The 14,218-nt window shown below is 37.6% G+C and carries 14 protein-coding genes and 1 tRNA gene; 8 read left to right on the top strand and 7 right to left on the bottom strand.

The genetic code is table 11. The features are described 5' to 3' along the window. Positions 1–12 precede the first annotated feature (12 nt). Genes rodA through ACZ430_RS06155 form a run of 6 tightly spaced genes read right to left on the bottom strand, consistent with a single transcriptional unit; the run spans position 13 to position 5,615 of the window. Positions 13–1,140 (bottom strand): rod shape-determining protein RodA, encoded by a 1,128-nt coding sequence (gene rodA, locus ACZ430_RS06180; RefSeq protein WP_297210042.1) that lies wholly within the window; start codon positions 1,138–1,140, stop codon positions 13–15. Further along, positions 1,127–2,884 (bottom strand): penicillin-binding protein 2, encoded by a 1,758-nt coding sequence (mrdA, locus tag ACZ430_RS06175; RefSeq protein ID WP_297210044.1) that lies wholly within the window; start codon positions 2,882–2,884, stop codon positions 1,127–1,129. The genes rodA and mrdA overlap by 14 nt, the downstream gene beginning before the upstream one ends. After that, positions 2,881–3,369 (bottom strand): hypothetical protein, encoded by a 489-nt coding sequence (locus ACZ430_RS06170; protein WP_297210046.1) that lies wholly within the window; start codon positions 3,367–3,369, stop codon positions 2,881–2,883. Before ACZ430_RS06170 ends, mrdA begins: the two co-directional genes overlap by 4 nt. Then, positions 3,366–4,130 carry a rod shape-determining protein MreC gene (gene mreC, locus ACZ430_RS06165; RefSeq protein ID WP_297210048.1) on the bottom strand — a complete coding sequence of 255 codons (765 nt, stop codon included), beginning with the start codon at positions 4,128–4,130 and terminating at the stop codon, positions 3,366–3,368. The genes ACZ430_RS06170 and mreC overlap by 4 nt, the downstream gene beginning before the upstream one ends. After that, positions 4,130–5,164 carry a rod shape-determining protein gene (locus ACZ430_RS06160; RefSeq protein WP_339943640.1) on the bottom strand — a complete coding sequence of 345 codons (1,035 nt, stop codon included), beginning with the start codon at positions 5,162–5,164 and terminating at the stop codon, positions 4,130–4,132. Before ACZ430_RS06160 ends, mreC begins: the two co-directional genes overlap by 1 nt. 46 nt (positions 5,165–5,210) lie before the next feature. Continuing rightward, positions 5,211–5,615, bottom strand: coding sequence for an RDD family protein (locus tag ACZ430_RS06155; protein WP_297210055.1), 405 nt, complete (start codon positions 5,613–5,615; stop codon positions 5,211–5,213). 139 nt (positions 5,616–5,754) lie between these two features. On the opposite strand from ACZ430_RS06155, the gene ACZ430_RS06150 reads away from it, so the two are divergent. Both ACZ430_RS06150 and ftsY read left to right on the top strand, forming a co-directional pair. Then, entirely contained in the window at positions 5,755–7,485 is a 1,731-nt protein-coding gene (locus ACZ430_RS06150; protein ID WP_297210059.1) for a hypothetical protein, read from the top strand. Then, positions 7,485–8,390 (top strand): signal recognition particle-docking protein FtsY, encoded by a 906-nt coding sequence (gene ftsY, locus ACZ430_RS06145; protein WP_297210061.1) that lies wholly within the window; start codon positions 7,485–7,487, stop codon positions 8,388–8,390. Before ACZ430_RS06150 ends, ftsY begins: the two co-directional genes overlap by 1 nt. A gap of 3 nt (positions 8,391–8,393) precedes the next feature. Here the strand turns inward: ftsY and ACZ430_RS06140 are convergent. Then, positions 8,394–8,470, bottom strand: a tRNA-Met gene (locus ACZ430_RS06140). 39 nt (positions 8,471–8,509) lie between these two features. Here ACZ430_RS06140 and ACZ430_RS06135 point away from each other — a divergent pair. The 6 genes from ACZ430_RS06135 (at position 8,510) to aprA (ending at position 14,145) form a co-directional block, all read left to right on the top strand. Further along, positions 8,510–9,124: an XTP/dITP diphosphatase gene (locus ACZ430_RS06135; RefSeq protein ID WP_366934807.1), complete on the top strand. Its 615-nt coding sequence runs from the start codon at positions 8,510–8,512 to the stop codon at positions 9,122–9,124. An 87-nt stretch (positions 9,125–9,211) separates the two neighbouring features. Beyond that, entirely contained in the window at positions 9,212–9,859 is a 648-nt protein-coding gene (locus tag ACZ430_RS06130) for an adenylate kinase (protein ID WP_297212431.1), read from the top strand. 18 nt (positions 9,860–9,877) lie between these two features. Further along, complete coding sequence (gene sat, locus ACZ430_RS06125) at positions 9,878–11,263, top strand: sulfate adenylyltransferase (RefSeq protein ID WP_297212428.1); 1,386 nt, start codon at positions 9,878–9,880, stop codon at positions 11,261–11,263. Between the two features lie 12 nt (positions 11,264–11,275). Further along, positions 11,276–11,680 carry a DUF6955 family protein gene (locus ACZ430_RS06120; protein ID WP_297212425.1) on the top strand — a complete coding sequence of 135 codons (405 nt, stop codon included), beginning with the start codon at positions 11,276–11,278 and terminating at the stop codon, positions 11,678–11,680. A gap of 23 nt (positions 11,681–11,703) precedes the next feature. Further along, the gene (gene aprB / locus ACZ430_RS06115; RefSeq protein WP_297212422.1) at positions 11,704–12,132 is read left to right on the top strand and encodes an adenylyl-sulfate reductase subunit beta; all 429 of its coding nucleotides are present in this window, start codon (positions 11,704–11,706) and stop codon (positions 12,130–12,132) included. Between the two features lie 24 nt (positions 12,133–12,156). Then, complete coding sequence (aprA, locus tag ACZ430_RS06110; protein WP_297212419.1) at positions 12,157–14,145, top strand: adenylyl-sulfate reductase subunit alpha; 1,989 nt, start codon at positions 12,157–12,159, stop codon at positions 14,143–14,145. The last annotated feature ends 73 nt before the right edge of the window (positions 14,146–14,218 follow it).

The following is a 14,218-nucleotide window of genomic DNA, read 5'->3' as shown; positions in this document are numbered from 1 at the left end:
TAATACCTCCTTCTACGGATAGAATAATTCAAATCTTCTCATTCTAACATTTATGACCAATGCTATGCCTATAAAATTTGCAAGCAGTGTTGTTCCGCCGTAACTCATGAAGGGAAGAGGTATGCCCACAACAGGCATAATACCTATCGTCATTCCAATGTTTATAAAGAAGTAGAGTAAAAAAATTGAAGTGAAACCTATTGATAGAAGCTTTCCAAAGTTGTTTTTTGCAATCATTGATGTTTCAAAGCATCTCAGAAATACTATTAGATAAAGGCTTAAGAGAATTAGGCATCCTAAGAAACCCCACTCTTCTGCAAAAATTGGAAAGATAAAATCTGTATGTCTTTCAGGTAGAAATTTTAAAGGTCCTTGTGTTCCCTCAAGAAACCCTTTTCCAAAGAAGCCTCCTGAGCCTACTGTTATGACCGATTGAGTGATGTTATAACCAATTCCTTTTGGGTCGATTTGAGGGTCGATAAATGCTAAGATTCTGTTTTTCTGATATTCTTTAAGTCCCTCCCACAATATTTCCCATAGAAATATGATTGAAATGGCAGATACGGAAAGGAGAAAAAGCAACATTTTAAAAGAAATTCCTCGATATATTATCATTATGCATGTAACAAGGACTATTAAAATTGCCGTTCCTAAGTCTGGTTGTTTTAGAATTAGCAGGAAGGGAATAAACCCAAAAATGACTAAAGTTTTTATTATATCCTTTGCTGAAAGGGGGACTTTTTTATTTTCAAGAAATGCGGAGATACTTATTATGAAAATGATTTTAAAAATTTCTGAAGGCTGAAAGGAGAAAAATCCCAGATTTATCCATCTTTTTGCTCCCATTGCTGTTTTGCCTGTGAATATCACTATTAAAAGGAGCAGAATTCCAATGACATAGAAAATTATCCAAAATTCTTTTAACCTTACATAGTCAAAACTTACGAAAATTATTAATGCAATTGTGGCGATAAACAGCCAAATGAGTTGTTTTACATAGAAAGGGGGTTGCTCTCCCTCATCAAGAGGAGGCCTTGTTGCACTGTATATAGTTAATATTCCTATGATGCATATAAATAATACCAGTCCAAAGGTAATCCAATCGAAATATTCAATCATTCTTCTGTCAATTTTTAACATTTAGTTGCCTCTTTTTAATTATGTATCCTTCGAGAATATTTTTTGCCACTGGCGCTGCTACTCCTCCACCACTTCCTCCGTGTTCAATTATTACAGAGAAAGCTATCTCTGGATTTTCAGTGGGAGCAAAACCTATAAACCAAGCATGATGTTCAATGTTTGGTCTGCCAGAGATTTTCTCTTTTGTTTTTTTGCTTACAACTTGGACTGTCCCTGTTTTGCCTCCAAATTTTATGATGGATGAACGAGCCTTCACAGCTGTTCCTTCTGGTTCATTTACAACGGCCGATAGGGCATCATTGATTATCATTAGATTTTTATTATCAATACCGAACGATGTTTGATGAGGTTTAGTCCCCCTTAAGATAATGGGAGAATTCTTAAATCCACCGTTTACAAAAGTTGCCATTACATTTGCCATCTGTAGCGGTGTTACTTTCAAAAATCCCTGACCTATGGCTGTATTAAAGGTGTCTCCGAGAAACCACGAAGTTTTAGTGTAATTTTTCTTCCATTCTTCATCTGGCACGAGACCTCCCTTTTCGTCAGCACTGAAACCTGTTGGACTGCCCAATCCCAGCATGGTTGCATATTTGTGTATTTTTTTTATTCCCAGCAGACGTCCAAGTTCATAAAAATAAACATCACAGGATTCAATTAATGCTTTTCTGAGATTTACAGGACCATGTCCATCCTTTCTCCAGCATCCGAATGTCCATTTTCCATAGGTTATTCCTCCTACGCAGTTTGCAATAATCTTCTCTGGAGTAACTACTTTTTCTTCAAGACCTGCAAGAGCAGTAATTATTTTAAAAGTAGAGCCCGGAGCGTATAATCCTTGTGTAGCTCTGTTTAAAAGAGGATTTTGAGCATTGCCTGTTAGCTCTTTCCAGTATGACTCTGAAACACCTTCTACAAACATATTTGGGTCAAAAGAAGGAGAGCTTAAAAGCGCAAGCACCTCACCCGTATCGGGTTTTATTGCAACAAAAGCGCCAGAATAGCCTTCAAATGATTTATATGCCGACTCTTGTAATATAGCATCGATGGTAAGATATATGTCTTCTCCTTTTGAGGGAGGTGTCTCTTTTATTAATCTCAATTCTCTTCCAAGGGCATCAACTTCGATAATTTTTTCTCCTGGCGTTCCAATAAGTTTTTGGTCGAATACTTTTTCAAGGCCTGTCTGTCCTACCATGAAATAGGATGGTAAGTTTTTATAAGCTGGATTATTTCTAATCTGCTCCTCTGTAATCTTTCCTAAGTATCCAACTAAGTGGGCTGTAGCAGGACCTAAAGGATAATGCCGTCTCATTTCTATGTCGATTATAAGTCCTGGAAGTTCTGTTCTTCTTGCTTCAAGCATTGCTATTTCCTTGAATGATAAGTCTTCTTTAATTCTTATTGGCAGATAAATACTTTCGGTTTTTCTTTTAAGTTTTCTATCAAGTTCTTCAACACTTATATTTAAGATTTTAGATAGAAGTTCCCTGTTGATTGTATCTGCATATTCGGCGTAAACAGAAAGGCTGAAGGAGGATATGTTTTCAACAAGAGGAATACCGTTTCTATCATAGATAATTCCGCGGGGAGCCGGAATTTTAACTATTCTTATCCGATTTTGCTCTACTAATTTTTTGTATTTATCCGAATTAATTATTTGTAACTGCCACAATCTTAAAAGAATTGTTATAAAAATTAAGATGATGACAAATAAAAAAAGCTTTTCTCTTCCATTTATCACGGCTTTCTCCAGCTCAAAATTAATCCAGCAGGAATATTAATTAGTCCTTTGACAATGAAGCCTTTAATAAGAGGCAGATAGCTTATATTATAGTTAAAAAAGTATACTACGATAAAGCTGTAGAAAGCCTCGTCTATTACTGTAAAAGTTAAGATTACTGCTGCCTTGAATATTTCTGTCCAATTAAAAAAGAGTTGTCTTACAAGAATCATTAGTAAAATGCCTGTAAAAGATTTTGAAATTATCGCCGGTCCTATTACCCCTTGAAATAAATCCTCTATTAAACCTACAACAATAAAATAGCAAAGAGGGAGGATTTCGGATGGATAAACTTTTTTCTGCTCTGTTTTCGGAAAAAAATAGTCTATTATAAAGAGAAAGACTAACAGAAAGGAAAAATTAAAGGTCAAACCGTCTATTGTTAAAATTTGTTCAAGGAAAAAGGCTGAGAAAGTTAAAATTGCCCATTTAAAGAAATGCTTCATGGAAGGCTCTTTAAGATGGCAACTTCCTCTATTTTTAACTCCGATTGAAGTGGCACAACCTCAATATTCTGAAAAACTCCCCTTTTTCTGTCTACCTTTCTGACTACTCCAACCGAAAGACCCTCTGGAAATATACCATCTGTTCCTGATGTTATTAATCTATCACCTACCATAATCTCCTCCTCAAGGGGAATATACTTGAGTAAGCATAAATTCGTTCCTGCACCACTTAAAACCCCTTCTATTCGGTTTCGCTCTACTCTTACTGAAGCGGAGAAATTAGGGTCTGTAATGAGTAGAATTTCTGAAAAATCCTCGGAAGCAAAAATAACTTTACCAACAAGGCCATTGATAGTAATCACAGGCATGTTTACTTTCACTCCGTCTTTTTTGCCTTTGTCAATCCATACAGTTTTTAAAAACTTATTGGCGCCTCTCTTTATAATTTTTGCTATAGTTAAAATTTCTTTTTTTCTCTCTTTCAAGTTTAAAAGCTCTTTAAGTCTTTTGTTCTCCTCAATCAATTCATTTGTTGAACTTATTTGTAAATGCATTTTATAGAGCTTTTCTTTTAAATCCCTGTTTTCATCCTTCGTTTTCAACAGTTCATTAAAAAAATTTTGTAGATAGTCTATGGGATAAAAAAGAGAGTAAAGATGAATTTTATTAAATAATAATAGCCCCTTTGACTGATAACTGATTAAGACAAAGGAAATTAAGACTATTAAAATTATAGAGATAATCGTAGTTTTTTTTAACATCAATTGACATTAAGAGAAACTCTTCTTAATAAATCAAGCTTGTCTAACATTTCTCCACAACCTTTTACTACTGCTCTAAGTGGGTCTTCAGGTATTATTACAGGAACACCTGTGTTTTCTCTTATGAGCACATCAAGCCCCCTTAAGAGAGCACCACCTCCTGCGAGAACAATGCCTTTGTCTGCAATATCTGAAGCAAGTTCCGGTGGTGTGTTTTCAAGAGTAACTTTAATAGTGTCGAGTATTATAGATACAGGCTCTTGAAGGGCTTCTCTTATCTCTTCCTCAGTTACATTAATGGCCTTTGGAATTCCACTTATGAGATCTCTTCCTTTTATTTCCATAGTCTTATTTGAGTTAATGGGATAGGCACTACCGATGTTTATTTTTATCATTTCCGCTGTTCTTTCGCCTATCATGAGATTGTATTTTCTCTTTATGTAGGCTATTATAGCCTCGTCCATCTTGTCTCCACCTACCTTAACTGCTTTAGAACAGACAATACCGTCTAAAGAAATAACGGCCACATCTGTTGTTCCTCCGCCTATATCGACAATCATATTGCCTGACGGCTCACCTACAGGAAGACCAACGCCAATAGCAGCTGCCATTGGTTCTTCGATTAAATACACCTCTCTGGCACCTGAGGCAATTGCAGCGTCTTTTACCGCTCTTTGTTCCACCTGTGTGATACCAGAGGGAACTCCGATTATTATTCTGGGTGAGATGAAACATTTTCTATTGTGAGCTTTAGTAATAAAATATTTGAGCATTTCACCGGTGGCATCAAAATCAGCTATTACACCATCTTTCAAAGGTTTTATTGTTATAATATTTGCCGGTGTTTTACCCATCATTTCCTTTGCTTCTGTTCCTACGGCAATTACTTTTTTGTTGTCTCTTCTGATTACTACCACTGAGGGTTCATCACAAATTATTCCTTTACCTTTTACGTAGACTAAAGTATTAGCTGTTCCGAGATCAATAGCGAGGTCATTTGAAAATTTTCCAACAAACTTTTGTAAAAGCACCATTTCCTCCTTTAAATTAATTCTCCTATTATTCTAAATTATTTGATGCCTAATCTTCTATTACTCGGGTATGAGCAAGGAAATCGCCAAGTCTTTTTTGCTCTTTATCGCCGATTATTATTATAAATTCGATTATTATTACAAATAGACAAATTAGCCATCCGATTATTGGAATTATAAGAAAAAATAAAGGTGCTCCGATTGATAAATTTCTAATTATAGAATCTCTAAAGTCAGCATGATAGTTTCTCTCAGTGTTAATCACTCTTAGCCTGAGTAATTTTTTACCTATACTTCTCCCTCTGAAAATCCCATCGCTTATTAAAAGGTAGAATATTCCAATGAAAAGTCCAGAGTTTGGAAAAGTTTTCCATAAAATTATCACAATTATAAGGTCAATCAACTTAGCAAGAATTCTGAAGAAAACTATATTAGCACTTGATTTATTAGTCATTTTTATTGTGTTATTATTATTTTAAATATTCTATAATATATTAGCACTTGCCTCTTTTTTGTATAAACAATTATGATAGGATACAATAAATTTTGTTGAGAAAGCAAAGAGTCGAATAGAAATAAGATGGGAGGGCAAAATGGGTTATAAAATTTTAAAGAGCTTATGGGTTGGCTTTCTTCTTTTATTCTATTTTTCCGTGCCTGCGCAAGGAGAAATAACTGCAAAACCTGGAATTTTTGATCATTTTCAGTTTGATGCGCCACATGCCATAGTGGCGGGAAAAGAATACAGGATAATTCTTTATGCAGTAGATGCCTTTGGCAATCCTGTAAATATGCCCTCTGAAAGCATTAAGGAATATAAACTTTCAGTAACAGGTTCGGCCCAAATAAGTCCTCAAAATTTCAAAGCAAAGGATATTGGCCAAGAGGGATTAAATATAAAGATAATAGATGAAAAGGCTGAGGAAGTAACCGTAAGTCTTTATGAAGCAAACAGTCCATTTCCCATTTTAGAAAAGAAGATAAAAGTGCTACCCGATTTAATCAGTTCTCTTTTTATCAAAGTTCCTCAAAAAGTAATTGTTGGTAATGACTTTTTCGTTCAGATTTTAGGTAAAGATAGGTATGGAAATATTGTATGTAAAGAATTTGACCCAAGCTTATTAAATATATTTTTTAAAGGTGATGTATCTCCTCAAATAAAAAATATTCAGTATGTTCAGGAGACCTGTAGCGCCACACTGAGGTTATACACTGAGAAGATGGGTAGTTTTTACTTAGAGGCTAATATATTAAACCGTAATATTTCAGGTAAAAGCGAGACAGTTAAAATCTTAAATGGTGATGTTGCCCAATTCATAGTGGAAGCTCCTTCAGAAGCTATTGTTGATGAAGAATTCGAGATTAGGATACTGGCTGTTGATAAATTTGGAAACCTCGTTAGCAACTTCTCATCGCAAAAAGAAAGAGTCAAGATTGAGGCTCAAGGGAAGGGATATATATTCCCTGCAGAATTATCTTCCTATGCCTTTTCAAATGGCATTGCTCGAGTGGGTCTTAAATATGATAGACCAGAGGAGATAAAGATTGCCGTTAAGGTTTTGAGAGAGAATTTTATAAAGGGAGAAAGTAGTTCAATTAAGGTTAATCCACCAAAAATCAAGAGATTTGAGATAGTGTCACCAGATACTATAATTGCGGGACAGAAATTCAAAATTAAAATAATAGCCTACAATCAGTTTGATAAAATCATGACCAATTACAACCTCTACGGTAAAACAGTAATCTTGAAATCTTCAGGAACAGGAACACTAACTCCTAACAGAATCCCTGCTTCAGCATTTGTAAATGGAGCAGCTATTGTAGAGCTTATGTATGATAAGGCAGAAAAATTTGCAATAATGGCTTCAACAGAAGAGGAAATAATACCCTCCACTGAAGTTAAGAGTAAAGAAGAAAAGAAGCATCAAGAGATTACAAGAAAAAAAGTATCTAAAGCAAAAAAAGAAACAAAGGATAAAAAGAGGGTTATAACATCTAAGGAATTATTAGAACTGAAAAATATATCTTTAGTAGAAACAAAAAACTCTGCCACTCTCTCTATTCATATTCCTAATTTCGAAAAAAAAGGAGGATTCCATCCGAGAACTAAAAAGCTTGGAAAGATGATGTCTATCACTGTTGATATTTATCCAGTGGCTAACAAAATTGAAAAGCCCTTACAATTTGAATCTGACTTTATAAAAGAAATTTCAATCTCCGAAGAACAAAACAAAATTGCACTTAATATTTCTCTCAAAAAACCTCTAAAATATCGTCTCTCCAAGAAGAAAGATGAACTCGTAATAGAGTTCAGGAGAGGTTAATGGGTTTTCTTGAAAGGCTAAAGGATAAACTATCAAAAACAAAGCAAAACATTGTTGAAAAAATCGAAGCAATAATACCTGCCGGTAAGCGAATAGATGAAGCTACTATTGAGGAAATTGAGGAAATTTTAATTACATCTGATTTAGGAATAAAGGCAACCGAGGAGATAATAGAAAATTTAAAAAGAAAACTTAAAGAGGGTAAAGCAAAGGATATATCTGACCTTAAAAGTCTTCTTAAAGAAGAGCTTACAAATATTCTTGGAGAGGATAATTACTTAAATCTCAACTATAAGCCTTCTGTTATTCTTGTAGTCGGTGTTAACGGAACAGGAAAAACAACTACCATAGGAAAACTTGGAGCAAAACTTATTGGTGAGGGAAAAAGTGTTGTTCTTGCTGCATCAGATACATTCAGGGCTGCTGCTATAGAGCAACTTGAATTATGGGCTAATAAAACAGGAGCAACAATTATAAAACAAAAAAGCGGTGCAGACCCTGCAGCAGTAGCCTTTGATGCTGTTGAATTCGGTAAAGCAAAAAACAAAGACGTTGTAATCATCGACACAGCTGGTAGATTGCATACAAAATTTCCCTTAATGGAAGAACTAAAAAAAATAAACAGGGTAATAAAAAAATCAATTCCAGAAGCCCCTCATGAAACTCTTTTGGTGGTTGATGCAACAACCGGCCAAAATGCAATAAAACAGGCTATTTTGTTTAATGAGGCTGTAAATTTGACTGGCATTGTTGTAACCAAGCTTGATGGCACTGCAAAAGGAGGCGTTGTTTTTGCCATCAAAAAAGAGATCGGAGTGCCCATAAAGCTAATTGGAATTGGAGAGGCCGTTGAAGACCTCAGAGAATTTAATTCAAGGGATTTTGTTGATGCTCTCTTCGATTGATTTTGGTTGCGGGGAGAGGATTTGAACCTCTGACCTTCGGGTTATGAGCCCGACGAGCTACCAGACTGCTCCACCCCGCGACAATTTTAAGTATAAATAAAAGAGGCAAAGTTTGTCAAATGAGAGTAGTTGTTGCCTCAAGAAACAAAAAGAAAATAGAGGAAATAAGAAGAATACTCGAAGGAATAGATATATCCCTTCTTTCCACAGATGATTTTCCCCATCTTGAAGAAGTAATAGAAGATGGAGATACCTTTGAAGACAATGCCCTCAAAAAAGCACGATATGTATGTAAAGAAACTGGACTGCCAGCAATAGCAGATGATTCAGGGCTTGAAGTTAAAGTCTTAGATGGTAGGCCGGGAGTTAAATCGGCAAGATATGCTGGTGAAAATGCCACAGATGAGGAAAATGTAAAGAAGCTTCTAAATGAGATGAAAGGCATTCCACCTGAAAAAAGACAAGCTTCTTTTAAATGTTGTATTGCCTTGGTTTTACCAAACGGAGAAGAAAAGATTTTTAATGGTCAGATAGACGGCTGGATTACTGAAAAACCAAAGGGAAATCTCGGATTCGGTTATGACCCTGTTTTTATTCCTGAAGGTTATGAACAAACATTTGCAGAAATGCAATCTTCAGAAAAGGATGCTTTAAGCCATAGAAGAAAAGCTCTTGACAAATTAAAACAATTTTTGTTAAAATTGCCCAATTTTTATAAACAAAATTTATCTTAAAATTATAAAAATTAAGTTGCTTTTTAATCAATAATAAGTTAAATTATAATCCAAAAGGTTTAATTATATTCAAAAAGGAGGCTTCAAATGAGATTAGTATTCTTGGGTGCTCCCGGAGCAGGTAAAGGAACTCAGGCTAAAAGACTTGTGGAAAAGTATGGAATCCCTCAAATTTCAACAGGTGACCTCCTCAGAGCTGCAGTAGCCGCTGGAACTCCTCTTGGTAAAGAAGCAAAGGCATATATGGATAGGGGTGAGCTTGTTCCTGACAGTGTTGTTCTTGGGATGGTAAAGGAGAGATTGTCCCAGGATGACTGTAAAAAAGGCTTTATTCTCGATGGTTTTCCAAGAAATGTTGCTCAGGCAGAAGCTCTTGATAAAATGCTTTCAGAAATGAATATGCCCTTAGATTTAGCTCTAAACTTAGATGTTCCCTTTGATGACCTCATGAAAAGGCTTACTGGTAGAAGAACCTGTAAGTCCTGTGGGCAGATGTATAATGTTTACTATTCGCCATCAAAAGTAGAAGGCAAATGTGATAAATGTGGCGGAGAGCTTTTTCAAAGAGACGATGACAAAGAAGAAACCATTAGAAAAAGGCTTGAAGTATATAAAGCTCAGACTGAACCATTAATCGATTATTACAATAAAAAGGGTATTTTGAAGAGTGTTGCAGGCACAGGCAATATAGATGAGATATTCAATAGCATCTGTGCAATCTTAGAAAAAAAGTAAACTAAAGGAGGGAAAGGTATGCCGGAAGTAAGAATTAAGACTCTACCTCCACCGCATGGTGGAAAGCTTGTCGAAAGGGTTGTTCGCGATCCCCAGATGGCAAGAAAGCTAATGGAAAAGTGTTCTGCCGTTTACGACATCAAGCCTACTCTTTTCAAGGGTAATCCTGTAAGAAATGTCTACAGAGAAATCATGTCTGTCTGCTATGGTTTCTTCAGCCCTGTTGAAGGTTCAATGACAAAGGCTGACCTTGAGAGCGTACTTGAAAAAAGAAGGCTTACAAGCGGATGGGTATTCCCCTATCCAATTCTTTTTGATGTTTCAGAAGAAGATTTTAAAAAGCTCGGAGTAGGAGCAGGTGATTGGCTTTTGCTAAGACTAAAGGGAGAGCCCTTTGCGATTCTTGAGATTGAAGAGGTTTACGAAATAGTTCCTGGTGATGTAGCAGTGAGAACATTTGGTACACCCGAGAAAAATCCAGAAGTTGTTAAGGTACCCTTTGACCAGAAACACACAGGATATAATATTTATTGTTCTTTAAATCCGATTATTCTTGCTGGTAAATACACCATAATTAATGAGCCCAAACTAAGACCACCCTTTGATAGATTTTGGTATCCACCAAAAAGGTCAAGGGAAGAGTTTGAGAAGAGAGGCTGGACGACAGTAATTGCCCATCAGACAAGAAACGTTCCTCATACAGGTCATGAGGCATTGATGAAAAATGCTGCTTACATAGGCGATGTAAAACCCTCTGATGGCATCGTAGTAAATGCAATTGTTGGAGCAAAGAGAATCGGAGATTTTCCAGATGAAGCAATTGTTGAAGGACATGAAATGGTTCATTTAGCAGGATACATTAAGCCAGAGCGTCATCTTGTAACCTTTACTCTTTGGGATATGAGATATGGAAACCCGATTGAATCCCTCATTCATGCAGTAATAAGACAGAACATGGGAATCTCCTTCCACATGTTTGGAAGAGACCACGCAGCACTTGGTGAATACTATGATATCTTTGCAACACAGATTCTCTGGTCCAAGGGAATTCCAAGCTTCGGCTTCGAAGAGCCACCTTACATGGTAGATGGTGGATTTTATATAAGACCACAGAACATTGAAGAGTTCTGGTTCTGTCCGAAGTGTAAAGAGTTCGCCTACTCCGCAAACTGCAATCACAAAGGAATATACTCAAGATACTCTGGTAGTTTCATCAGAGGTCTCATAAATGAAGGTGTCATGCCACCTCCTGAAATTTACAGACCAGAAGTTTATAAGGTTGTTGTAAAATGGTGGCAGAAATTCGGATATCCATTTAACAATGAGAAGTATCTCAAGGAAAGAGAGGAGAGATTAGAGGTTGATCTCCCTCACATGGAACTTCCAGCTCACTTAAAAAAATAAAGGAGGTGAATGATGGCTAAATATTTAGGTGTAATAATTGATGAGAAAAGAATGGCAACTATAAAGGGCACTCCCCTTGAGGAAAAGGTAGAATCAATTTTTGGCGGTGCCTTAAGAAGGTTGGTTATTGAGGTTCCCGATGACCTCGGCCAGAAGGTTATCGATCAGTTTACAAAGGCAAGATTTGATGCAAGAGGCTACATTGAAGAAACGCCTGCAGCTTTTAAAAGGGCAATTTTTAAGAGAATTGCCGAAATGAAAGAGCTTTCTCCTGCGGTAGTAGAGAAGGTTCTTAAAGAGGACCTTGAGAAGGTAAAAGAGGAAGCAGCAAAGGAAGACAAAGAGCTTCCTGTTCCTGATATTGACATAAGTGATGTACTGGAACTACAGAAAAATCCAGTGCAAAAACCAGCATAAAAAACAAAAAAGGAGGTTGAACTATGCCAAGTTTTGTAATGGTTGAAAAGTGTGACGGCTGCAAAGCCCAGGACAAGACAGCATGTCAGTACATCTGTCCAAATGACCTCATGACTCTCGACAGAGAGAAAATGAAGGCATTTAATCAGGAGCCAGATCAGTGCTGGGAATGCTACAACTGCGTGAAAATCTGTCCTCAGCAGGCAATCGAAATCAGAGGTTACGCTGACTTCTTCCCACTCGGAGCAAGCGTTATTCCAATGAGAGGTCAAGATGCAATTATGTGGACAATCAAATTCAGAAGCGGAGCAATTAAGAGATTCAAATTCCCAATAAGATTGACTCCTGAGGGCTACTGGAAAGCAGAAAATATCTATGAAGGATTACCTGAGCCTGATTACTCCAAAATTAAAGGTCCTGGCTATTTCAACTATGAAGCCAGAAAAGAGTAAAAAATCAAAGAAGGAGGTATAAACATGGAAAAAGAGACTTGCACATTTTCATACTGTCAAAAGCCAGAAGTAGTAGTAGTTGATACCGATTTTCTTATAATCGGTGGTGGTATGGCTGCTTGTGGTGCTGCATTTGAGGCAGCAAGATGGGCTACACCAAAGGGACTTAAAGTAACAATGGTTGATAAAGCAGCAACAGACCGTTCCGGTGCAGTTGCAATGGGTCTCAGCGCTATTAACACCTATATCGGTGAAAATAAGGTTGAGGACTATGTAAGATATGTCCGTGCAGACCTTATGGGAATTATCCGTGAAGACCTCGTATTTGACCTTGGCAGACATGTTGATAACTCAGTTCACATGTTTGAGGAGTGGGGTCTTCCAATTTGGAAAAAGAGTGACGATGGATGGTCACTTGATGGCTTCCAGGCAAGAGACCAGGGCAAACCAAAGCTTAAAGATGGTGGAGTTCCATGTCGTTCAGGAAAATGGCAGATAATGATAAACGGTGAGTCCTACAAAGTTATCGTTGCCGAAGCCGGAAAAGCAGCCCTTGAATACAATAGAAAGGCTTTAAATATTCCTCAAAACCACTTTGAGAGAGTATTTATTGTTAAACTTATTAAAGATGCAAAAGAGCCAGACAGAGTAGCTGGTGCTGTTGGTTTCAGCGTAAGAGAGAATAAGGTCTATGTATTTAAAGCAAAGGCAATACTTAATGCCTCTGGTGGTGCTGTTAACGTATTCAGACCAAGATCAACCCGTGAAGGTCAGGGTAGAGCATGGTATCCAGTATGGAATTCTGGTTCTGGATACTACCTTGGCATGAGTGTTGGAGCCGAGATGACAATGATGGAAAACAGGTTCGTACCAGCCAGATTTAAAGATGGATACGGACCAGTTGGTGCATGGTTCCTCTTCTTCAAGGCAAAAGCAACGGACGCTCTTGGTGCAGATTATTGCGCAAAGGATACCGCAGAATTCCAGGATGCCGTAAAGAAATATGGAAAATGGGCTGAGGCTCTTGGAACTGCCATAAGAAACCACCTAATGATGCAGGCAATGAAGCAGGGTAGAGGCCCAATACTCATGAACACCCACACTGCAATGCAGGAACTTGCAAAGCAGATGGATGCGAAAAGACTGAAACATCTCGAAGCAGAGGCATGGGAAGACTTCCTTGACATGTGTATCTCCCAGGCAGGCCTTTGGGCAGCCACCAATACAGAGCCTGATAAATCTCCATCTGAAATTATGCCAACAGAGCCATATCTCCTCGGTTCACACGCTGGTTGCGCAGGCTTCTGGGTAAGTGGACCTGGAGACATTCCTGGTGCACCTGCTGAGTGGTTCTGGGGTTACAACAGAATGAGCACCGTAAAGGGTCTCTTCATGGCTGGTGACATTGTTGGAGCATCCGGTCACAAGTTCTCCTCTGGTTCACATGCAGAGGGTAGAATTGCAGCAAAAGCAGCTATTGCATTCATTCTCGACAATCCTAATTACACACCTGAGTTAGCTGCGAACATAGACGAACTCGTTGCAGAGATGTATCTGCCTTTCGAGATTTACGAGAAATACAAGACATACTCTACAGATCCTACAGTCAACCCATACTACATCAGACCTAACATGTATCAGGCAAGACTTCAGAAGATTGCCGACGAATACTTCGGTGGAATCAGCACCTGGTATATGACATCAAAGACAATGATTGAGGAAGGACTGAGAAAACTTCAGCTTCTCAAAGAGGATGCAGCAAGATTGGCAGCATCAAATCTGCATGAACTTCTCCGTTGCTGGGAGAACTATCACAGAGCACTCTCCCTCGAAGCTCATGCAAGACACATCCTCTTTAGAGAGGAGTCCCGTTATCCTGGATACTACTACAGAGGTGATTTTGACTTCGTTGATGATAACAACTGGAGAGCATTCGTTAACTCAGTTTATGATCCAGCAACAGATACATTTACTCTTAAGAAAGTCCCATACGTTCAGATCATTCCTGATTAATATGAGGTTGGAAAAGGGAGGGGAATTTCTCCCTCCCTTTCATCTTTTTTGTTTAAATTAAAAATTCGTAATG

The sequence above is a fragment of the Thermodesulfovibrio sp. TK500a genome, assembly GCF_055381765.1.
This window is presented reverse-complemented; position numbering and strand designations above follow the sequence as displayed.